This window comes from Arthrobacter sp. 05T423, from assembly GCF_056396245.1.
In genome coordinates this window covers 44599-66707 of record NZ_JBFTLC010000028.1, presented here as the reverse complement: position 1 = coordinate 66707, position 22109 = coordinate 44599, and the positions used below count along the sequence as shown (strand labels likewise).

The window sequence follows — 22109 nt, the reverse complement described above, 5'->3', positions numbered from 1 at the left end:
CACGACTTCCTCACCCGCATCGCCCACCGCTGGATCGACGCCCTCGACCAGGACGGCACCGAACCGTCCGAAGAAAACCTCCGCCACCGCCAAGGCATCTTCCTCCACCGCAAACGCGGCGGCCTGCACCACTTCGAAGTCAACGCCACCACCGACCAATACGAAGTCCTCACCACCGTCATGAACACCGCCACCAACCCCCGCACCACCACACCCCACACCACCGGCTGCCGGAGTGACGGCAGCAGAGAAGGCCCCGTCAACGAGGACACCGGCCATGAGAGCGGCGACAACAGCGGCGACAGCGCCGCAGTCGACCCCGACACGGCCTTCAACGCCCCCGACCCGGAACCGGACCTGGACCGCCGCACCCTCGCCCAACAACGCCTCGACGGCCTCGTCGGCGCGAGCACGGCAGCCCTCGCCACCGGCACCCTGCCCACCACCGGAGGACTCCGCCCCCAGGTCATGGTCACCGTCTCCTACCGGGACCTGCTCAACAGCATCGAGACCACCGCCGCCCAAGGCCCCCGCTACGCTCCGAACGCAAACCGCCCCGACACCCGGCCCACAGACAGCACCCAGCCAACAAACACCCCCTGGCAGGCCACCATAAACCCGCCAACCGGCCCGGACACCTGGCAGACCGGCCCGGACACGTCACAGCCCACCGAACCCGAACCCGAACCCGAGCCCGAGCCCGGCACCCACCCAAACACCCGGCAGGCCAGCGACCCCGACCCGCTGGCAGGCACCAGCCCGGACACCCACTCTGACACGTCGCAGGCCACCGAACCCGAACCCCGCACGGGCACCGGCACTGGCTTCCCCGCCGCCAGTACCCCTGACGCTGCCCCGCCCGGCATCCACCGGCCCGGCACAGGACTCTTCGGCACACCCACCGGCAGCGGAACCTTCACCTACACCGGCGCCGTCACCGCCTCCACCATCCGCAAAATCGCCTGCGACGCCGACATCACCCCCGTCCTCCTCGGCACCGAAGGACGCATCCTCGACATCGGCCGCACATCACGGGTCTTCCCACCCCACATCCGCAAAGCCCTCAACGCCCGAGACCAAGGCTGCGCCTTCCCCAACTGCACCATCCCCGCACCCTGGTGCGAAGCCCACCACATCACCTACTGGTCACAAGGCGGACCCACCAGCACCGACAACGGCGTCCTCCTCTGCACCCACCACCACCATCTGATCCACAAAGAACAATGGAAAATCCACGTCAAAAACGGGACCCCCTGGTTCATCCCGCCACCCCACATCGACCCCCGCCAACAACCACCACCACAAAACATGAACCGAACCGCAAAACCAGACGGGGGCAGGACCGGGCGCGCGGGCGCCAACGAACCGCGGCGTCGATGGGAAGAGAGTGCCATCGTCCGGACCCGGGACGGGCCCGGCCCCCGTACTCGGCCCGCATTTGCCGCTGCTGTTGCGCAGCAGCTCCCAGGGAGTTGCGGCCGGATCGGGAGTCACAGCAGCCAGGGAGTTAAAGCAGCTTCCCAATCACCACTGTCGCGTCCAATTCAGCTGACATGACGATCCGCGGACCCAGTCCCCTGCGGGCCATGGCAGCCGCGGTAAGCGGCGCCTGCAACCGGCTCGTTTCGATGAGCAGATTCCCGCCCGGACTGAGCCAGGCAGTCGCCTCCGCGATCACCCGGCGCTGGATGTCGAGCCCGTCAGGCCCTCCGTCGAGCGATACCCGAGGCTCGTGCACGCGGGCTTCGTGAGGCATGCTGCTGATGGAACCCGTGGGTACATACGGCGCATTGACCGCCAGAACGTCGACGTTGCCCCGGAGCCGCGCGGGCAGGGCCGAGTACAAGTCTCCCTCATGGACCACACCCCCTACTGGCAGGACGTTGAGGCGGGCACAACGCACCGCGGCGGGGTCCACATCGGAAGCGTGCAGGGCGATGCCGGGCACCAGCGCCGCCAACGCGGTGCCTACAGCTCCGGAGCCGCAGCACAGGTCAACAACAATAGGCAGCGCGGGCGGCAAAGTTCCGGACGCTCCGCCCAGGAGGGCAGCAGCCTCGCGGACAAGCAGTTCCGTCCGGCGGCGCGGCACAAAGACGCCCGCTTCGACCCTGATGCGCAGGCCACAAAATTCTGCCCAGCCGAGAATATGCTCGAGCGGAAACCCGTCGACACGCCGTTGCACGGCACCCAGTAGCTCATCGGGGGAAAGGTTTGCGGAAAGGAGAAGGTCCGCTTCGTCCTCGGCAAAGACACAGCCGGCGGCGCGCAGCCTGCCGATGACTGCGGGGCGGGAAAGCGGTAACTGAACGGGCATGGATGCATCCTTCGGTTGAAAGATGGGCGCCTGTGCATACGTCGACTAACCTTGGCGGTCCGGATCGCGGCGGGCAGGGAGAACCCAGGCTGGCTTTGCGTGAATGGTTCTCACCTCCCGTGTTTCGGATCCGGCACGGGCACTTCCGAAGGTGCCCTGTGCGCGAATTGGCTCTGCAAAAGTCCATGTTATCCGACGCCGAATCCGGCGATTATTGGCAGGATGGAACGATGACCCACAGCGAAACGCACACGCTAATCTGGACCGGCTCCTACACCGCGGACAGCGGCGGCCACGGAGCAGGCATCGGAGCCGTAGCGGCCAGCGCTGACGGGACGCTCATCTGGCGGGGCACGGCCGCCAAGGCGGATTCGCCGTCTTTCGTTGCCGTGCACCGCCAGCTGCCGATGGTTTACGCCGTCGGCGAGAATGCCAAAACAGTCCAGGCGTACCGGCGCCGGGGAGAATTCGGCCTCGAAGCCGTCGGCGAATCCTGGGCAGCCGGCGAGGCAGCCTGCCACGTCACCGTCGATCCGCTGGGCAAGTACCTGATCGTTGCCTGCTGGGGCGACGGTCAGGTGTTGCTCTATGAACTGGCGGACGACGGCGACATCGCCCGCCGCCTTCCGGCGGCGCCTTCCAGCGACCCGCACCGGGACGACCGGCCCAGCCGGGCACACGCCAGCCTGGTACTCGCAGACGGCCGCATCATGACCACCGACCTCGGCCACGACCTCCTCCGCCTGTGGAACCGCTTCCCCGGGACGGGCCTGGTACTGGACCACGAGGTGGTGCTGCCAAAGGACAGCGGTCCCCGCCACCTCGTGCAGCACTCAGATGGAACGGTGTTTGTGGTCTCCGAGTACTCCATCGAGGTCTTTGCCGCCCGGGCCGCGTCGGCGTCGGGGAAGTTCGAGCTGGTCGGCCAGGGGCCTGCGACGTTCGACGGGGCCAAGGACGGCGACTCGGCGGCCGAAATTGCCCTGTCGGCAGACGGGCGGTTCGCCTATGTCGGCACTCGGGGATCCAACCGCATCAGCGTGCTGGCGGTGAGGTCCTCGGCAGAGGGCAGTCTGCTCAGCCCGGTCGGCGATTTCCCCAGCGGCGGCGAGTGGCCCCGTCACCATCTGGTCCAGGGCGGCTGGCTTCACGTGGCCCATGAGCGGTCCCACGACATCGCAACGTTTCGGCTGGACCCCGCGACCGGCCGTCCCGAGGGCCCCCTTCACCGCCTTGTTGCGGGTTCCCCCACGGCCCTGATTGTGGCAAGCTAAACCGCAATCGACAAAGCCAATACAGTATTAGTCATTCCCAACACAGCTCCATCACAGGGGCTGTGGTTGGCAGATGGCCCTGCCTTGGACGAGTCGGCACCCTAACGGATTCCGGGCCTCCCCACCCGGACAAGCAGCGTTGCTTTGCGGAAGGTCCATCATGTTCACCGTCCCTCGCCTCAGGTCCCTGTGCCGCACCGGCGGTCCCGTGACACGCGCCCGAACAACCATGGCGGCCGCGAGCGCGCTCGTCCTGCTGGCTGCCTCGGCCCTGCCCGCCCAGGCAACGTTGCCCGCCCAGGCTGCCTTGCCGGCCCTAGCAGCCCCGACGGCCACAGCCCCCCTGCCAACCAAAGCACCCACCCGAGCCGCGGCAGCAAACAAAACCCCGGGGCCGCCGTCGAACACAGGTAAGGGTTCCCATTCACTCCGCACACCCGTCACCGGCGAGAACTTCTACTTCGTCATGGCGGACAGGTTCAACAACGGTGACGCCGGCAATGACGAGGGCGGACTGGGGCCGGATCCAATGGTCTCCGGCTTCGATCCCACCCGCAAGGGCTTCTACAACGGCGGGGACCTGAACGGCTTGCTGGACAAGATCGACTACATCCAGGGGCTCGGGACCACGGCGATCTGGCTGACACCGAGCTTCAAGAACAAGGCTGTCCAGACCGAGGACAACTCGGCCGGCTACCACGGCTACTGGGTCACGGACTTCACCCAGATCGATCCGCACCTCGGCACCAACGCCGAGCTGAAGGCACTCGTCGATGAAGCGCACTCACGCGGCATGAAGGTGTACTTCGACATCATCACCAACCACACCGCGGACGTCATCGGCTACAAGGAGGGCGCCCGCACCGGCTACGTCTCCAAGGACAAGGAGCCGTACCGCACAGCCTCGGGCGAAGCCTTCGACGACCGGGACTTCGCCGGCAAGGCAAACTTCCCCAAGCTCGACGCCGAAACCTCCTTCCCGTACACCCCGGTGCTTGACCCGGCGGAACGGAACCTTAAGGTTCCGGCCTGGCTCAACGACCCGACGCTCTACCACAACCGAGGCGACACCACTTTCGCCGGCGAAAACTCCTCCTACGGCGACTTCTTCGGCTTGGACGACCTGTTCACCGAAAACCCCACCGTTGTGGCCGGCATGACAGACGTCTACGAGACCTGGATCCGGGATTTCGGCGTGGACGGGTTCCGCATCGACACGATGAAGCACGTCAACGACGAATTCTGGCCGCAGTTCGGGCCCCAAGTCCTCGCCTACGCCAGAGAGCACGGCAAAGACGAGTTCTTCATGTTCGGCGAGGTCTTCGACACCTCCAAGAGCTTCACTTCCCAGTTCACCACCCGCAACAGGATGCAGGCAGTGCTCGACTTCCCGTTCCAGGATGCGGCGCGCAATTTCGCCTCTGGCAGCCAGAATGCGAAAGAGTTGGAGGCTTTTTTCGCCGCCGACGACTGGTACACCGATGCGGATTCCAACGTCTACCAGCTGCCCACCTTCCTGGGAAACCACGACATGGGCCGTATCGGAAGCTTCATCAGCACGGACAACCCGGACGCGGACGACGCCGAACGCGTGGCCCGGGACGAACTCGCCCATGAGCTGATGTACTTTTCCCGCGGAAACCCGGTGGTCTACTACGGCGACGAGCAGGGCTTCACGGGTCCGGGCGGGGACCAGGACGCCCGCCAGACGCTGTTCGCCAGCAAGGTGCCCGACTACCTCGACGACGACCTGCTCGGCACGGACGCCACGCATGCCACCGACAACTTCAACACCGGGCACCCCCTCTACTCCAAGATCCGGGAACTCGCGCAGCTGACCAAGAAGCACCCGGCCTTACGCGATGGCGCCCACCAGGACCGCTACTCCTCGGACGGGCCCGGCATCTACGCGTTTTCGCGCACCGCTGCCAAGGATCAGCGAGAGTATGTCGTGGCGCTGAACAACAGCGAGGAACCGCAGACCGCTGCCGTTCCCACCTATATCGCCAAGCGCAATTACAGCCTCATCTACGGCGACGCCGCCGAAAACTCCAAGACCTCAGCCGACGGCAAGCTGACCGTCACGGTGCCGGCGCTGTCCGCCGTCGTCTATCAATCCGCCGGACGGATCCCACGTGAGAAGGCCGCGCCCGCCGTCGCGCTGCAGGCCCCCGTTTCGGCCGCGGCCACCGCCACGTCCGCCGGGGACAATGGCCGCATCCAGGTGACAGCCGACGTCGGAGGCACCTCGTTCTACGAGGTCACCTTTGAGGCCAGGACAGCCGGCGGCACCTGGGAGCAAGTGGGTACCGATGACACCGCGCCCTACCGCGTCTTCCACGACGTGTCGGGGCTGAACCCCGGCGTTGCCCTGGAATACCGGGCCGTCGTCCTGACCAATGCGGGGCGCACGTCGGTCAGCGCTTCCCGTTCCGCTGTGGTGCCGGACCCGGTGCTGACCATCCAGCAGCCGGCAGAGGGCACCACCGTCCAGGGGAACGTGGAAGTGACTGCCACGGCGGATCCGGAGAAGGCCAGCCACGTGGTGCGTTTTGACCGGAGCGTCGCAGGTGGGCCATGGACAGCCATCGGCTCCGGCGATGACTCGTCGCCGGCGTACACGGTGGTGGACGGCCTGGCCGCCCTGGGCCTCGCCGACGGAACAGAAGTGAAGTACCGGGCAAAGCTGGACGGCTCAAACGTCGTGAGCAACGTGCGGACGGTGGTGGTGGGCGCCGCACCTCAGCCCGAATCGGTCACTGTGGCGGGAAGCCTGAACAGTGAGATGGGCTGCCCGGATGATTGGCAGCCGGCATGCCAGGCGGCGTTCATGGCCTTTGATCCGGCCGACCGGCTGTGGAAGCTCACGGCCAACCTTCCCGCCGGGCAGTACGAATTCAAGGCGGCCATCAACGGCTCCTGGAATGAGAACTACGGCCAGGATGGTGCCCCGAACGGTTCCAATATCGTGCTGAACCACGACGGCGGCCCGGTCACCTTCCGGTACGACCACAGCACGCACGTGATCACCGCCGGCTAGGCCAGCCGGTGCTCCTGCCAGTCGGGAGCACCGGCCTGCTTACCGGAAGGGCCGGGCGTCACGCCCGCATGGCCTCCTCGACGGCGGCGAGCAGGGAGTTGAACCTGTCGTCGTCACCAAGGCTGTCGATCAGCACAGGGTCGCCATCGGAGTTGGCCAGCGGCACCTGCCAGTTGGGGTACTGGGCCGAGGTGGTTCCGGGCTGGTTCTGCACCCTGCGTTCGCCGACCGCGTCCACGAGCGCCACCCCGAGAAGGACCGACGGGGTCTGCGCGAGCAGCCGGTGCAGCGCCTCGATCCGTTCCTGTTCGGTGCCGGCGTCGCCGGGCGAGAGGAGGCCACGCTGCCGGAGAAGGTCCATCATTTTCTCCAGCTTGGCGTTGTGCTCCAGGCGTTCGTCCTCCGCTGACCGCTCCAACAGCCCCAGCGCGTTGCGGAGCGTCACGTGGTCGCCGGCGAGGTAGCCCGCAGTCGGTGGCAGGTCATGGGTGTTCACACTGGAGAGCGCCTGCAGCCGGTACTGCTCCGGCGGCAGCGGGGCATCGCCATCGTTCTCAAACCAGAGGATCGAGGTGCCCAAAATGCCCCGGGCCGCGAGGTAGTCCCGGACCCACGGCTCGAAGGTGCCCAGGTCCTCGCCGATCACTACGGCGCCGGCGCGCTGCGCTTCGAGGGCGAGGATGCCGATCATGGCGTCGTGATCGAACCGGACGTAGGCGCCGTCTATCGGCGAGTTCCCTTCGGGAACCCACCACAGACGGAAGAAGCCAAGGATATGGTCCACCCGGATGCCGCCCGAATGCCGCAGCACCGTTGCGAGCATCTCCCGGAACGGCTTGTAGCCGGCCTCGGCCAGCCGGGCGGGGTGCCAAGGCGGCTGGTGCCAGTCCTGCCCCAGCTGGTTGTACATGTCCGGCGGCGCGCCGACGCTGACGCCGGGCGCGAGGACGCCGCGGAGCGTCCAGGCATCGGAACTCTGCAGGTCCACGCCCACTGCCAGGTCGTTCACCACGCCCAGGCGCATGCCCGAGTTGCGGGAAGCCTGCTGGGCGGACTCAAGCTGCTCGTCGCAGAGCCACTGCAGCCAGCGGTGGAACTCGATCCGATCCGCCAGTTCACCCCTGAGCTTCTCCGCCAGCGGCGAGCCGAGCGCAGCCGTTGGGTCGGTCCAAAAGGGATCATCGGCGTCGAGATCCTCGCGGATCGCGCACCAGAGGGCAAAGTCATCCAGCCCGGCGCCGGCTCTGCGGCAGTACTCTTCGAAAGCCATCTGCCGCGACGGCGAACGGCGGACGCCTGAGATCAGCTCGAGCGCTGCCAGTTTGGCCGAGTAGACCTTGTCCCGGTCAAGCCGCGTGGCGTCCTTGTTCAGCTTCCGCGCCTGCTTCATCAGGCTGTGGATGAGCGACTGCTTCTTCGGCTTCAAATACGCCAGTTCCGGAATTGCCTCGATCCGGAGGTACAGCGGGTTGAAGAACCGGCGCGTCGACGGCGAATACGGCGACGGCTCCAGGGGCGGCACGGGATCGGCCGCGTGCAGGGGATTCACCAGCACGTAATCGGCCCCGCGCGCTCCGGCCACCGCTGCGAGCTCGGCGAGATCGGCGAAATCGCCCACGCCCCAAGACCGCTTGGAACGGACGGAGTACAGCTGCGTCGCCAGGCCCCAGCCCCTGCGTTGCTCAAGCTCGGCTGCCGTGGAGAGCCGGGCAGGAGTCACCACCAGCGTGGCCTCGGCCACCACTCCAGCCGCCTCCGCATGCAGGATATGCCACCCCAATCCGGTGTTCTGCGGCACGGCGAAGGTGGCCCGGCCGGTCAGAACGCCGTCCACCACTCGGGGTTCCACCCAGACGTCCTCCTGGACCGCCTGCAGCTCGCGTCCATCCTCGGTGACGGCCCACATGCGAACGGGCGAACCGTGCGGGACGTGGACGCTCACCTGCCCCGGCGTGCCCTCCTGAACCACGACGGCGGGCGGCAGCATCCGCCGCCAGGGCGCCAGCTCCGCCTCCGCCAGTTCATGCTCGATGAGCTGGTCAGTGCGGGCCTCGACGCCCAGCGCGGCCAGGACCCGGATCAGGGTATCTGCCGCAACGTCGTGCGGGTGACCGTCCCACCCCTGATAGGTGGTGCCGACGCCGTAAGCCTCCGCCAGCCAGCGCAGCAGCTCGGGATTGACCGCGGCGTTGGTTGCGGGCGCTAGTTTGCTCGCCCTCGCTGCAGCGGAAGGTGTTTCCGGGGAATCTCTTTGAGGGGAAGTCGCCTCAGGGGAAGTCGCGTGCTGCTGGCTGGGAGCCTTCATATGTCCGCCTCGTCTGCTGTATCGGCCCGAAACTAACGCTGCTGTCCGTCGCGGCTGGCCGTTGTCAGCGCCCCCGCAACTGCTGGTTCCGATTATTGCAGGCGGCGCTGGGTGACCCCGGCGGCCCTGGGAAGAAAGCCTGGCTGGTGTCGTGCTTACAGGTGCCGGCAGCCCGCGGCCAAGCCTTGATCCGCAGCCGCGCCCTGACCCGCAGCCGTGTCTCAAGCGGCGGCCGCATCTCTACCCCACCGGCCACGCCTCAACCCGCGGCGCAGGCCTTCTGAAGCTCACGGACAGAATCGTTCGGCACCTGGTCCCCCGCCTGGGCGATCGCCCTGAGGGGTCCGGTGATTTCGGCGGGCACGCCGGCCGTCTCGGCGCCGGCAACAAGTCCCGCGAGTGCCGCCTTGTCCGAGGCGCTGACCAGGCCGTCCTCGATGATGGTGCAGATCTGGCCCTTCACGTGCTCGGCCGCTGCGTTCGCAACCTGGGAAGCCGCCGAGCTCGCCGCGTTTTGGGCTGCCTCCCCGGCCTGGGCGCAGCCCGCCAGCAGGACAAGGGCCGGAAGCATGGTCATGGCGAGGAGGCTGCGTTTCATGTTTCCACCCTAACAACGGCGGTTCCGGCGGAGTCGGCGAAGGAAACTGACAGCGCTGTTTTACACCCCGCGCCCCTGGGGCACTGACAACGGTGTCTGCCCCGCACGCTCCGAGTGGGCCGGCACCGGCGCCTCCGCCCTTACCTCCCTGCGAGTCCAAGGGTCGCGAGGACGGACCGACTTTACCTGGCGCCGTAGCCGCCGTCAGATCCGTTGACTTGTCTTGCGGACATCCCCTAGCGTTCCACTCACTGACAACGTTGTCTACCTGCCATCAGCTAGGGGAAGGCAGAAGGCACGCGCGATGAAGGGCGACACCAGCACAATGCAGACGAGAAAATTCGGCAGACTACAGCTATGTACCGCACTGACCGTGGCGGGTCTCAGCCTGGCCGCGGTACTGGCCGGAGCAGGAACCGCAACAGCCGCCGGGACTCCAGGCGACGAGCAGTTCCGGCCGGCCTACCATTACACGCCGCAGCAAAACTGGATGAACGATCCCAACGGGATGGTGTTCTACAAGGGCGTCTACCACCTTTACTACCAGCACAATCCGTCCGGCAACCAGTGGGGCAACATGTCCTGGGGCCACGCAACGTCAACTGACCTCGTGCACTGGAAGGAGCAGCCGCTGGCCATCGGCACGGACGACCAACAGGACATCTTCTCGGGCAGCGTGGTGGTGGACAAGGACAACACCTCTGGCCTGGGCACGGCCGGGAACCCTCCCATGGTGGCGATCTTCACCAGCGCCTACAAGGACGCCTCGCCCTACAGGGGACTGCAGGCCCAATCCCTCGCGTACAGCCTGGACGAGGGCAAAACCTGGACCAAATACAGCGGCAATCCGGTACTCAACCGCAACTCAGCCAATTTTCGCGACCCGAAGGTGTTTTGGTACGACGCCCCGGGCGGAGGCGGCTACTGGGTGATGGCCGCCGTCGAGGCCACCGAGCACAAGGTAGTGCTGTACAAGTCCGGCAACCTCAAGAACTGGACGCAGCTCAGCGAGTTCGGTCCAGCGAACGCCACGGGCGGGCTCTGGGAATGCCCCGACCTGTTCCCCCTTGCTGTCGACGGCAACCCCGCGAACGTCAAGTGGGTGATGGTGGTCAACACCAACCCGGGAGGCGTGGCCGGAGGCTCCGCCGGGCAGTATTTCGTGGGCAAATTTGACGGCGCCACCTTCACGTCGGAAACCACGAAGGCCAGTGACGCACTGCCCGCGGGCACTCCCTTGGCGGGTTTCAACGACGGCACCTACAACGGCTGGACCGTGAACAACGAACCCGGCAACTCGAAGGACGGCCCGTTCACCGGGGCGCCCGCGTCCGGCACCCTCGCCGGGCAGAACGGCGTCACCGGCTTTGCCGGCGCCGGCCTGATCAATTCGTTCAACGACGGCGACTGGCCGCTGGGCTCGATGAGCTCCCCGGAGTTCACGGTGGACAGCGATTACTTGAACTTCCTGGTGGGCGGCGGACAGCATCCGCGGGTCTCGGACAAACTGGACAACACCCCACCGCCCGGCGACCTGCTGTTCAACGGCTTTGAGGTTCCGGACGGCTCCACATTGGCCGACGCCGGGTGGACAGGAACTGGGGATCTGGCACCGGCGTTCCAGCCTTCCACGTCCGGCGGCGACTTCTATATCGGCGCCAAGCGCATCAACACGTTCGATACGGGCGGGGCGCCCAGCGACGACAGGCAGGGAACCCTGACCTCGCCGTCGTTTACGGTGAACCGGAACTTCATGAGCATGCTGGTGGGCGGCGGGCACCGCGCGGCAGGCTCCGGGCAGACGCTGGAGGCCCAGCTGCTGGTGAACGGCAACGTGGTGCGCAGCCTCGCCGGGGACGATGCGGGCGCCCTGAACTGGAAGGGCTGGGACGTGTCCGAATTCGCGGGTCAGCAGGCACAGCTAAGGATCGTGGACCAGGCCACCGGCGGCTGGGGACACCTCACGCTGGACCACGTCATGCTGACGGACCAGGCCGCCGTGCCGCGATCGGATGAAACCACCGTCAACCTCGTGGTGGACGGCAAGGTGGTCAGGACGGCCACCGGCGCCAACAGTGAGGTCCTGGACTGGGCGTCGTGGGACGTGTCCGAGTTCAGGGGGCGGCAGGCCAGCATCCGTGTGGTGGACAACAACCGCTTCGGCTGGGGCCACATCCTGGCGGATGAGTTTGTCGCCTCGCCGCGGCCGGCCACGCCGCGGCTCCAGACCTACGACTGGCTCGACTACGGGAGGGACTACTACGCGTCCGTATCCTTCAACAACATGCCGCAGAGCAAGCGCACCATGCTCGGCTGGATGAACAACTGGGACTACGCCAACAGCATTCCAACCTCACCGTGGCGCAGCGCCATGTCCCTGCCCCGCGAAGTTGCCCTGACGCAAACGGCCAGCGGCCCGCGCCTGACGCAAAAGGCCGTCCAGCAGGTGGATGGCTTGGGAACGAGGGTGAGCTACTCGGAAAAGCGGGCGCGGAACATTCCCGCCGGCACCCACGTGCTGCCGGCTGCGGCCGCGGGTGACGTGCAGCGGATCGACGTGACCTTCGCCCCCGGTTCGGCAGCCAAGTCCGGGATCACCGTGCTGGGGAACGGCAGCAAGTCCACCGTCATCGGATACGACAAGGCATCCGGCGAGGCGTACGTCGACCGGAGCAACTCCGGCATGACAGACTTCCACCCGCTTTTCGCCTCGGTTGACTCCGCCCCGGTGGCCGTGGACGCCAGCGGCAACGTGACGCTGCGCGTCTACGTCGACCGGTCCTCGGTGGAGGTGTTCGCGCAGAACGGCCTGCGGACCATCACCGACCAGGTCTTCCCGGAACAGGGCGCTAACCAGGTGGCGCTCTTTGCCGAGGGCGGCACCGCCCGGCTGCAGTCACTGACCGTCACGCCGCTCAGACAGTCCATGTTCCAGGCAGCGCAGCAGACGGCCAAGAACAGGAAGTAAAGGCCAGCGTCGAAGTAGAACAGCCCACGGAAGGCCGGCGTCCGCGGAACCTGCGGACACCGGCCTTCTGCGTGCGGGATGCATGCCGCTTCGCGCTGGACGCAGTTGCGCCTGAAGGAGGCAGGGCCGGGACTTAGTGGACCGGCTGCAGCCAGGTCAGCACGGAGCCGTCCTCCTCGATGTGGTCCGCGAGCTCCCCGTTGAACCGGGCGCCGTAGTCGGCGCTGATGTGCTCCTGGAAAGCGGCATCGTCCTCGTACACCTCGAACACGAAGTACTCGCGGGGATTTCCTTCCCGGGTGTACGGCAGGAACAGCTGGTTGCCCGGTTCCCGGCGTACATGTTCGGTCAGTTCGCGCATCATGTCCGCGACCCGGTCTTCGCTGCCGGGCTTGACGGTGAATTCTGCATACAGCGTTTTCGTCATGGTTTCCCCTCTTAAAGGTTCGGTATGGGTGGTTGAAATCGTGGTGGCACAAAGGCCGGCCGGCTCAACGCGGCGGGCGGAGTTCCCCTGATCCGCGCTCGATGAGTTCAGTGGGAACGACGTACGTCTCCGGGGCGCTGTCGTCGCCGTCGATCCGGGCCAGGAGCCGCTCGGCGGCAAGCTTTCCGATCCTCTCGGGGTGCTGCGCGATGACGGTGATTCCGGGGTCCATCATGTCCGCGAGGGTAAAGTCGTCGAACCCCACAAGCGCCACTTTCCTGCTGGCGCCGAGCTCCTTCAGGGCGCGCATAACTCCGAATGTGACGAGGTTCTGGCTGGAAAAGATGGCCGTGGGCGGGTCCTCGGAGCTGAGCAGCTCAATCGCCGCCTTGCGCGCGGACTCCTCGTCGTGGAGGCCTTCGCGCACAGGGACCATGGACGTGGGGATGCCTGCCCTGCCCAGTTCTTCGATGAAGCCGCGCCGGCGTTCCCGGGCGGTCTGGATGTCCGTGCGGTCGCCCAGGTAGGCAAGCTTCCTGTGACCTTGCGCGATCAGGTGGCCAGCGGCTCTGGCTGCTCCTATTGCGTTGTCCGTCACCACGGCGTCCGCCTCGATGCCAACGGGTTCGCGGTCTATGAAGACCATGGGCAGGTCCCGTGAATGCTCCGGAATAACGTAGGACTGGCTCTTGGCGATGGGAGTCAGGACCAGGCCATCCACGCGTCTGCCCAGGAAAGCGGCCACCAAAGCCTTCTCCCGTTCGGGATCGTCGTCCAGGCTCGCCGCAAAGACCGCAATACCTCGGGCGGTCAGGGAGTCCTCCAGGGCGCGATGAATCTCTCCGCTAAAGGGGTTGGACACACTTGGCAGCAGGAGGCCGATTGAAAGGGTCTGGCGACCGGCCCGGCGAAGGCTTCCCGCTGCCATGTCCAGCTGGTAATTGAGTTGCTGGGAGGCGCCGAGTACGCGCTGGCGGGTTGCCTCGGACACCCCCGGTTCATCGTTCATCACCCGGGAGACGGTCTTGATGCCAACGCCGGCCAGCGCCGCGACGTGGCGCATGGTGGGCCGGTTTTTTGTTGTCTCGGGCTGGTAACGATTAGACATCGTTGTCATTGATTGGTCCTTCATTATCGAAATTTCTCTTGACTGTACCTTGTGATGTTGATTACATGATGCATGACATCGTTGTCAGGCACCAGAAGTGCCACGAAACCAGGAGATTCAATGTTGAGTTCCAAAGCCCCGCGGACAGTCACCCACCGCCTGCTTGCCATCGGTGCCGTTCTGACCCTCGGCACGCTCAGCCTCACCGCTTGCGGCGGGAGTTCCCCAAGCACCTCGTCAGCCGGAAGTTCTTCGGCCGAGAAGGTCGGCGTGTCCCTCATCGTGAAAACCACGTCGAACCCGTTCTTCGTTTCCATGCAGGACGGCGCAAAGAAGGCCGCCGAAGCCGACGGCGTGGACCTGAAGCTCGCAGCCGGCAAGGCCGACGGCGACGAAGAGACGCAGATCCAGGCGATCGAAAACGCAATCTCCAAGGGCGACAAAGGCATCCTGATCACGCCCAACGGCCCTTCGGTCGTCGATGCGCTGAAGAAGGCGAAGGACGCCGGCCTGTTCGTCATCGCCCTGGACACTCCGCCGGACCCCGCTGATGCCGCGGACATCACATTCGCCACCGACAACTTCGCTGCTGGTGAACTGATCGGCAAGTGGACCGCCGCGCAACTTGGCGGAAAGAAGGCCACCATCGCGCTGCTGGACCTGTTCGACGACAAGGTCGTCTCCGTGGACTACAACCGGGACCAGGGCTTCCTCAGCGGCCTCGGCATCGACACCGCGGACAAGAAGAAGAACGGTGACGAGGCCAAGACCGGCAAGTACACCGGCGGCAAGGGCGGCGACTACGAGATCGTGGGCAGCCAGGCAACCCAGGGCGCCGAGGATGGCGGCCGGACCGCCATGGAGACCCTCCTGGCTAAGAATCCGAACGTCAATGTTGTCTACACCATCAACGAACCTGCCGCGGCAGGCGCCTTCGAGGCCCTCAAGGCCGCCGGCAAGGAAAAGGACGTCCTGGTGGTTTCGGTGGATGGCGGCTGCTCCGGCGTCAACAACGTCAAGGCCGGCGTCATTGGTGCCACCGCCCAGCAGTACCCGGTCAAGATGGCGGAACTGGGCGTCAAGGCCATCGTTGACCTCGCCAAGACCGGCCAGAAGCCAGCCAATTCAGCAGGACTGGACTTCTTCAACACCGGCGTAGAGCTGGTCACGGACAAAGCCGTCGACGGCGTCAAGAGCATCACAACATCCGAGGCCGCCAAGGTCTGCTGGGGCAAGTAGCCAGCGTGCGCCTCGCACCGCGGAAAGGTGCTGAAGACGCAGTACCTTCCCGCGGTGCGCGGCCGCAGGAGATTCCCCGGCAGAAGCAGCAGCAGCACCAGCACCAGCACCAGCCGAACCAGCACCCCCAGCAGGACCTTGAAGTTCAGGAGCAGCAATGACCCAGCAACAAACCGCAGGCCCGCCCACAGCAGGGCATGCAGACCCGGCCGAGGAATTCCTCGACCGGCAGACCCCGCTCAGCCGAATCCGCAACATCCTCCACCGCTATCCCGCACTAAGCCCGGCCATTGTCCTGCTTGTTGCTGTGGTGGTCTTCGGGCTCCTCAATGAGAGGTTCCTGCGGGTCGAGAACCTATCCCTGATCACGCAGCAGGTTTCGGTTGTGGGCACGCTCGCGATCGCCCAGACGCTCATCATCCTGACCGCCGGAATTGACCTCTCCGTCGGTGCTGTCATGATCCTGTCCTCCATGGTGGTGGCGCAACTCGCTGTTGGCAGCGGCACGCCCGCTCCGCTCGCTCTCCTCCTTGGCCTCGTCGTGGGCCTGGCAGCCGGAGCGCTGAACGGTTTCCTGGTCACCAGGTTCCGGCTCCCCCCGTTCATCGTCACGCTCGGAACGCTTAACATTTTCATTGCCGTGACGCTCCTCTACTCCGGCGGCTCCACCGTCCGCGGCTCCAGCATGCCCGGCCTGCTGACGTGGATGGGCAGCACGTTCCCGGTTGGCCCCGTGCGGATCTCCACCGGCGTGGTCATGATGCTCCTGCTCTACATCGCGGTGGCGTTCATCCTCGGAAAGACCGCTTGGGGCCGGCACGTCTACGCAGTGGGCGATGACAAGGAAGCCGCCCGTCTGGCCGGCATCCCGGTGAACCGCGTCCTGATGAGCGTTTACCTCGCAGCGGGGGCCGTGCTGGCCGTCGGCGCGTGGATCCAGATCGGCCGCACGAACGCGGCCAGCCCCAACGCCGGCGTGGACCTGAACCTCGACTCCATCACCGCCGTCGTGATTGGCGGAACCAGCCTCTTTGGCGGCCGCGGCTCCATCTGGGGCTCCCTCCTTGGAGCGCTGATCGTCGGGGTGTTCCGCAACGGCCTTTCGCTGGCGGGCCTCGATGTGCTCTACCAGACCCTCGCCGTGGGCGTCCTCATCATCCTCGCTGTGTCGATCGACCAGTGGATCCGAAAGGTGAAATCATGACCGCCACAGAGTTCCAGCCGGCCAAGACCGAGGTCCGCCAGCCAATCCTGCAAGCCAGGAACCTCGTCAAGACCTTCGGCCGGGTTGTAGGCCTGGACGGCGTCAGCCTGGACCTGTACCCGGGCGAAGTCCTGGCGGTCATCGGCGACAACGGTGCCGGAAAGTCCACTCTCATCAAGTGCCTTACCGGTGCCGAGGTCCCGGACTCGGGCGAGTTGTTCGTTTCCGGCCAGCCAGTCCACTTCAAGCGCCCGCAGGATGCCCGCGTCCATGGCATTGAAACCGTTTATCAGAACCTGGCGGTCTCGCCGGCGCTCGACGTCGCCTCCAACTTGTTCCTGGGCCGTGAAGAGCGCGTTCCCGGACCGCTGGGAAAGATCTTCCGAGTCCTCGACACCAAGGGCATGCGCCGCAAAGCCAAGGAAGAGCTGACCCGGCTTGGCATCTCGACGCTCCAGGACGTGACGGTGCCCGTGGAAAACCTGTCCGGCGGCCAGCGCCAGGCTGTCGCAGTGGCCCGCGCCGCGGCGTTCGGCTCCAAAGTGGTCGTGCTGGACGAACCGACGGCGGCCCTCGGCGTGCGGGAATCAAACCAGGTTCTGCAGCTGGTCCGGGATCTCCGGGACAGGGGCCTGCCGGTCATCCTGATCAGCCACAACATGCCCCACGTGTTTGACGTGGCCGACCGGATCCACATCCAGCGCCTCGGCAAGTGCGCGGCCACCATCACCCCGCAGTCGCACAGCATGACCGACGCCGTGGCGATCATGACGGGCGCCGCCACAGCCTGACCGGCCGGCACGCCTCAACACACCCCCGAAAATTCGGCGCCACCGAACCGGCGCAACCGAAACCAGCACCAACCCCCGTCCGCGGGCCGAAGCCGGCCCGCGGACGGCTCCCTGAAAGGCCCCACCGTGATCCCCACCTCCAACGCCGGAACTGGCATAGCAGGAAGCGCCAACTCAGGAAACCGCGCCGCCGCGCCGGATGTCATTGTCATCGGCGAAGCGCTGGTGGACGTCGTCGAATCCACAAATGGAACGGTCGAGCATCCGGGCGGCTCGCCGTCGAACGTCGCCTACGGGCTGGGCCTGCTGGGCATCCGGACAGCCCTGCTCACCTCCATCGGGGACGACGACCGTGGCCGGGCCATCGAGGCGCACCTGCAGCGCGCCGGAGTGGCGCTCCTGCCCGGCTCCAGGACACCGGGCAGGACCGCCAGCGCCACCGCAACGCTGGCTGCCGATGGCTCCGCCACCTACGACTTCGACATCCGCTGGGAACTGCCAGCGGTGGCCCCGGCATCCCTTCCCAGGGTGCTCCACACCGGCTCGATCGCCACCTTCCTGGCTCCGGGCGCAACTGCAGTCAGGACCCTCCTGGAACAGTCGCACCGCGAATGCGTGGTCACCTACGACCCCAACATCCGTCCCGCACTCCTCGGCAGCCAGGCCGAGGCCCGGACCATCTTCGAGGAGCTGGTCCCGCTCACTGACGTGGTCAAGCTGAGCGACGAGGATGCCCGCTGGCTCTACCCGAATCTTCAGCTCGAGGACACCGCGGCGCGGATCCTGGAGCTTGGTGCGGGGCTCGCGGTGGTCACCCGCGGTTCGGAAGGGTCGCTGCTTGCCACCCCGGACGTGCAACTGGTGGTGCCGGCCATCCGGTCCACCGTGGCCGACACCATCGGCGCCGGGGATTCGTACATGGCGGCGCTGATCTACGGACTGCTGGCGCGGGGAACGGACGGCCTGGCACCGGCTGTGCTGGAAACACTGGGACGAATGGCCTCGAAGGCCGCCGCTATCACCGTGCGCCGCCCCGGAGCCAACCCGCCCACGGCGGAGGAGCTCCTGGCGGACCTGCCCGAGGACGCGGTGGCGCCGGTAGAAGCGGCGCCCGCCGCCGTCTAAACGTCAGGGCCAGTCCGGCGAATGCCCTGGGCACGGGGCTGGTCCTGTCCGCCGCCACACGCGGGTCCGGATCATTGCTGCATTCGCACGGAACGTCTCCGTACACTGAGGTCCATGGCATGCCGTATCAGCGAACTTGTCCTCAACTGCACCGACCCCGAACTGCTCGCGCAGTTCTGGAGCGAGGTCCTCGGCTACGTCGAGCTCGACCGGGAGGACGGGGCAATCGAGATCGGCCCGCCGGACACCGGATTCGGCGGACTGCAGCCCACCATCATCCTGAGCCCCAGCACCGACCCGCGGACCGGGAAGCTTCCCCTGCACATCGACGTCAACCCCGTCGACCGGGACCAGGACGCCGAGCTGGAAAGGTTGCTCGCCCTCGGCGCCCGTCCCGCCGATGTCGGCCAGACCGGCGACGAGCAATGGCACGTCCTGGCAGACCCCGAGGGCAACGAGTTCTGCCTCCTGCGCAGGCGGCTTGAGCCCGTCACCTCCTAGGAGAGCGGCGGGCTCCCGGCCCCAACCACCGAGTACTGCGATTGCCCGTCCACGAACGTGGCCAGGACCCGGGAGGTTGCCAGGTCATCCGGCGCAGCCGCCAGCGGATCAACGTCGAACACGGTGAAGTCGGCGCGCTTGCCCACCGTGATGGAGCCGGAGACCGTCCACTCCCCCGCAGCCCGTGCCGCGTGCGAGGTGTAGCCTTCGAGCGCCTGCCGGGCCGTCAGCGCCTGCCCGGGAGCGATCGGCTGTTCACCAGGGCGGCCCGACCGCCGCCGCAATTGCGCGTCCGCCAGGATGGGCAGCGGTTCGAACGGAGCGATCGGCCAGTCGGAGCCGAGCCCCAGGGTGGTTCCCGCGGCACGGAGGTCCGCACACCGCCAGGCGTTGTTCGCCCTCTCCGTTCCGAGCCGGGTGGACCAGTTGTCCGAGTGGTCGGCGCGGGAGTAATGCGTGCAGTGGGTCGGCTGCATGCTGGCGATGAGGCCGGACCGGGAGAACCTCCCGATCAGCTCGTCCGGAACGGTTTCGAGGTGTTCGATCCGGTGCACGGCCGGCGGAGTGCCCGCCGGCAGGGACTCGAAGGCATCCAGGACAGCTGCCACTCCGGCATCGCCGATTGCGTGTGTGGCAGTGGGAATGCCACGCCCGGCGAAGTACCGCACGGCCTCGGCATATTCCTCCGGCCGGGGCCAGAACGGCGCCACCGACTCACCGTAGGCATCGGGTTCAAACAGCCAGGCTGTGCCGTTGTCCACTGTGCCGTCCACGAACAGCTTGATGCCGGCTACCTGCCAGCGCCGTCCGCCCACGCCGATTCGCTCCGCCAGCCCGCGCCAGTCCCGCTCGCCGGTGCCGGGCATGCACCACGGCGAGATCCGCAGGCGCAGCGGGAGGCCGGCGTCAGTCTCTTCTTCGAGCGCACGGTACAGCTCCAGCGAATCGTCACCGCAGTCCATCACGTGAGCCCCCGTCAGCCCGGACCGCGTGAACTGTGTGAACAGTTCCGCCAGCCGCGCCTTCCGTTCGGCGAAGGACTCGGCTGGCACCACCCGCGCAACGAGCTCGACGGCGGCCGCCTCCAGCAGGAGCCCCGTGGGCCTGCCGCTGGCGTCGCAGACCACCGCGGCTGCCTGGTCGAAGGAGCGCGGCCCGGTGACCCCGGCGACTTCGAGGGCCCGGGAACTGGCGAGCGCGGAATGCCCGTCGAACAGGCGGACAAGGCACGGAAGTCCGGAGACGGCGTCGTCAATCAGCTCGCGGTGGGCGGCGGCGGATCCGAACACGTTGGGGTCCAGGCCCCAGCCCCGCACCCACTCGCCTGGCGCCGTTGCGGCTGCTGCCGCGCGCAAAAGCGTGCGCACGGCAACCAGGTCCGCTGCGCCGGACAGGTCGCAGCCGCGGGTCAGTTCCAGTCCAAAAACAGGATGGATATGGCAGTCCACCAGACCGGGGGTCAGCACGGCATCACCGAAGTCGATGACCTCCGCAGCTGGCCACTCTGCCGCATCCGCCCGGCTTCCGACGGCGGCGATCACGCCGTCCCGGACGGCAACGGCCTGCGGCGCCGGGCTCCCGGAGGGGCGGCCGTCCATCGTGTGGATGGTGCCGGCGAGGATGACTACATCAGGATTCATGGGTTTCGAAGCTTCCAATCTGCGCGAAGGTTTCCGGCCGGTGGCGGCGCACCCAGCGGGCGGCCAGGAGTCCGGCGATAAAGACGAGCGGCGTCACCAGGATGAGGATGGTGTTGGTCAGTGCGTCGGCGAAGGTGAGCAGTTCGATGTTGAACCCGATGAGCAGCACCACGCCGAAGAGCAGGATGGCCGACGCGAGACTGAGCGGCACCATCAGCCGGTGCGTGGCGGCGTCGGGGTTCCGGCGCAGGTAGAGGAAGGCGGCCACGGAGACCAGACCCTGCAGCCCGACGATGCCGAAGATCCCCGGCGTGTTCACCCAGATCAGCAGCTGCTGGTACGGATCGGCGTTCAGGAGGGCGCAGACCGTGATGACCGCGGCGGCCAGGAGCGTCTGCACCTGGCCGGCCCGGTGCGGGGACTTGAACTTCGGGTGGGTCTGCCCCAGGGAGGCCGGCAGCACGCCGTCGCGCGCCAGCATGTAGACGTAGCGGTTGATCGCGTTGTGGAAGGCGAGCTGGGAGGCGTAGACGCTGGTGACGATCAGCATGTACATCGTCACCTCGGCCCAGGGACCCACATAGTGGTTGATGGTCTGGAAGAACATGCCGCCGGCCAGTTCCCCCGCGGCTTCCGCGGCGCGGTCTTCGCCGTAGGCCTGCACCACGGCCCAGACGATGAAGGCGTAGAACACGGACATGAAGCCCACGGCGATGTACGTGGCGCGGGGCACCGACCTGTCCGGGTCGCGGGCCTCCGAGCGGTACAGCACGGTGGATTCGAAGCCCATGAACGCGGCGAAGCAGATGCCGAGGATGGCCAGCACGCCCGGCCCGAAAGCGTTCTCCGGGCTGAAGGAACCCACGCCGATTCCGTGCGCTCCGCCAGCGCTGAGGATGCCAACTCCCATCACGGCCAGGATGCCGGTCTCGGCCACGAGGAGCACGCCGAGCACTTTGGCGCCGACGTCGATCCCGCGGAAGCCGAGGAACCACACGGCAGCCACCGCGGCAAGGGCGATGACCGGCCAGGGCAAGTCGAGCCCGAAGACGACCTTGAGCATGTCGTGGGTCTGGACGGCGAAGAGGCCGTAAACCCCGATCTGAAGGCAGTTGTAGGAGACGATCGCCAGGATGGCCGAGGCGAGCCCCACGGTCTTGCCCATGGCCAGCGAAATGTAGGTGTAGAAGCCGCCGGCCGCCTTCACGTGCCGGGTCATGGCCATGAAGCCGACGGCGAAGAGGCTGAGCACGAGGCCTGCCAGGAGGTAGCCGGCCGGGGCGCCGATGCCGCCGACGTTGATGGCCACCGGGGCAACGCCCGCCATGACGGTCAGTGGCGCTGCCGCCGAAATAACGAGGAAGGCAATCCCGCCCGTGCCAAGGGCATTGCGCTTGAGGGCGCCGTCAGCAGACGACGCCGGAGGTCTGGTTTGGGTATCCGGCACTGGTCCTTCCTTTCTGGGAAGCCCGACTAAACGAAAGGCTTTCGTTTAGTATGAGGGCGTGTGGCGCGGAGCACAATAGCTTTTGGAAAGCGGCCGCAACAGGTGCCGGATACTAGGCTGGGTTC

The 22109-nt window shown here is 66.6% G+C and carries 17 protein-coding genes; 10 read left to right on the top strand and 7 right to left on the bottom strand.

Translation table 11 applies throughout. The features are described from left to right. A partial coding sequence (locus AC1DFE_RS18285) for a DUF222 domain-containing protein (RefSeq protein ID WP_476907288.1) occupies nucleotides 1–1557 on the top strand: 1557 nt, incomplete at its 5' end. Here AC1DFE_RS18285 and AC1DFE_RS18280 read toward each other — a convergent pair. Then, a complete protein-coding gene (locus tag AC1DFE_RS18280) occupies nucleotides 1508–2317 on the bottom strand; it encodes a putative protein N(5)-glutamine methyltransferase (RefSeq protein WP_476907287.1) in 810 nt (269 codons plus the stop codon). The two genes, AC1DFE_RS18285 and AC1DFE_RS18280, sit on opposite strands and share 50 nt — an antisense overlap. Before the next feature lie 230 nt (nucleotides 2318–2547). Between AC1DFE_RS18280 and AC1DFE_RS18275 the strand changes: the two genes are divergently transcribed. Both AC1DFE_RS18275 and AC1DFE_RS18270 read left to right on the top strand, forming a co-directional pair. After that, entirely contained in the window at nucleotides 2548–3591 is a 1044-nt protein-coding gene (locus AC1DFE_RS18275) for a lactonase family protein (RefSeq protein ID WP_476907286.1), read from the top strand. 160 nt (nucleotides 3592–3751) lie between these two features. Next, nucleotides 3752–6631, top strand: coding sequence for an alpha-amylase family glycosyl hydrolase (locus AC1DFE_RS18270; RefSeq protein WP_476907285.1), 2880 nt, complete (start codon nucleotides 3752–3754; stop codon nucleotides 6629–6631). A gap of 58 nt (nucleotides 6632–6689) precedes the next feature. On the opposite strand, the gene malQ is transcribed toward AC1DFE_RS18270, so the two are convergent. Next, on the bottom strand, nucleotides 6690–8936 hold the full coding sequence (gene malQ / locus AC1DFE_RS18265; RefSeq protein WP_476907284.1) for a 4-alpha-glucanotransferase: 2247 nt from the start codon (nucleotides 8934–8936) through the stop codon (nucleotides 6690–6692). A 259-nt stretch (nucleotides 8937–9195) separates the two neighbouring features. After that, complete coding sequence (locus AC1DFE_RS18260) at nucleotides 9196–9534, bottom strand: hypothetical protein (RefSeq protein ID WP_476907283.1); 339 nt, start codon at nucleotides 9532–9534, stop codon at nucleotides 9196–9198. 304 nt (nucleotides 9535–9838) lie between these two features. Between AC1DFE_RS18260 and AC1DFE_RS18255 the strand changes: the two genes are divergently transcribed. Continuing rightward, nucleotides 9839–12502, top strand: coding sequence for a GH32 C-terminal domain-containing protein (locus AC1DFE_RS18255; protein ID WP_476907282.1), 2664 nt, complete (start codon nucleotides 9839–9841; stop codon nucleotides 12500–12502). Nucleotides 12503–12635: 133 nt separating this feature from the next. Here AC1DFE_RS18255 and AC1DFE_RS18250 read toward each other — a convergent pair whose 3' ends face one another. Further along, complete coding sequence (locus AC1DFE_RS18250; RefSeq protein WP_476907281.1) at nucleotides 12636–12929, bottom strand: putative quinol monooxygenase; 294 nt, start codon at nucleotides 12927–12929, stop codon at nucleotides 12636–12638. Nucleotides 12930–12993: 64 nt separating this feature from the next. Then, nucleotides 12994–13992, bottom strand: coding sequence for a LacI family DNA-binding transcriptional regulator (locus AC1DFE_RS18245; protein WP_476907291.1), 999 nt, complete (start codon nucleotides 13990–13992; stop codon nucleotides 12994–12996). A gap of 165 nt (nucleotides 13993–14157) precedes the next feature. On the opposite strand from AC1DFE_RS18245, the gene AC1DFE_RS18240 reads away from it, so the two are divergent. The 6 genes from AC1DFE_RS18240 to AC1DFE_RS18215 all read left to right on the top strand — a co-directional run bounded on the left by AC1DFE_RS18240 (nucleotide 14158) and on the right by AC1DFE_RS18215 (nucleotide 18897). Next, entirely contained in the window at nucleotides 14158–15276 is a 1119-nt protein-coding gene (locus tag AC1DFE_RS18240; protein ID WP_476907280.1) for a substrate-binding domain-containing protein, read from the top strand. A gap of 5 nt (nucleotides 15277–15281) precedes the next feature. Then, nucleotides 15282–15437, top strand: coding sequence for a hypothetical protein (locus tag AC1DFE_RS18235; RefSeq protein ID WP_476907279.1), 156 nt, complete (start codon nucleotides 15282–15284; stop codon nucleotides 15435–15437). Next, nucleotides 15434–16480 carry an ABC transporter permease gene (locus AC1DFE_RS18230; protein WP_476907278.1) on the top strand — a complete coding sequence of 349 codons (1047 nt, stop codon included), beginning with the start codon at nucleotides 15434–15436 and terminating at the stop codon, nucleotides 16478–16480. The genes AC1DFE_RS18235 and AC1DFE_RS18230 overlap by 4 nt, the downstream gene beginning before the upstream one ends. After that, nucleotides 16477–17271: an ATP-binding cassette domain-containing protein gene (locus tag AC1DFE_RS18225; protein ID WP_476907277.1), complete on the top strand. Its 795-nt coding sequence runs from the start codon at nucleotides 16477–16479 to the stop codon at nucleotides 17269–17271. The genes AC1DFE_RS18230 and AC1DFE_RS18225 overlap by 4 nt, the downstream gene beginning before the upstream one ends. A 156-nt stretch (nucleotides 17272–17427) precedes the next feature. Further along, the gene (locus AC1DFE_RS18220; protein WP_476907290.1) at nucleotides 17428–18396 is read left to right on the top strand and encodes a carbohydrate kinase family protein; all 969 of its coding nucleotides are present in this window, start codon (nucleotides 17428–17430) and stop codon (nucleotides 18394–18396) included. Nucleotides 18397–18510: 114 nt separating this feature from the next. Further along, nucleotides 18511–18897 carry a VOC family protein gene (locus AC1DFE_RS18215; RefSeq protein WP_476907276.1) on the top strand — a complete coding sequence of 129 codons (387 nt, stop codon included), beginning with the start codon at nucleotides 18511–18513 and terminating at the stop codon, nucleotides 18895–18897. Here AC1DFE_RS18215 and AC1DFE_RS18210 read toward each other — a convergent pair. Both AC1DFE_RS18210 and AC1DFE_RS18205 read right to left on the bottom strand, forming a co-directional pair. Next, nucleotides 18894–20537, bottom strand: coding sequence for an amidohydrolase (locus AC1DFE_RS18210; protein ID WP_476907275.1), 1644 nt, complete (start codon nucleotides 20535–20537; stop codon nucleotides 18894–18896). The genes AC1DFE_RS18215 and AC1DFE_RS18210 overlap by 4 nt on opposite strands. Next, nucleotides 20527–21984 carry an APC family permease gene (locus AC1DFE_RS18205; protein ID WP_476907274.1) on the bottom strand — a complete coding sequence of 486 codons (1458 nt, stop codon included), beginning with the start codon at nucleotides 21982–21984 and terminating at the stop codon, nucleotides 20527–20529. The genes AC1DFE_RS18210 and AC1DFE_RS18205 overlap by 11 nt, the downstream gene beginning before the upstream one ends. Nucleotides 21985–22109: the final 125 nt, after the last annotated feature.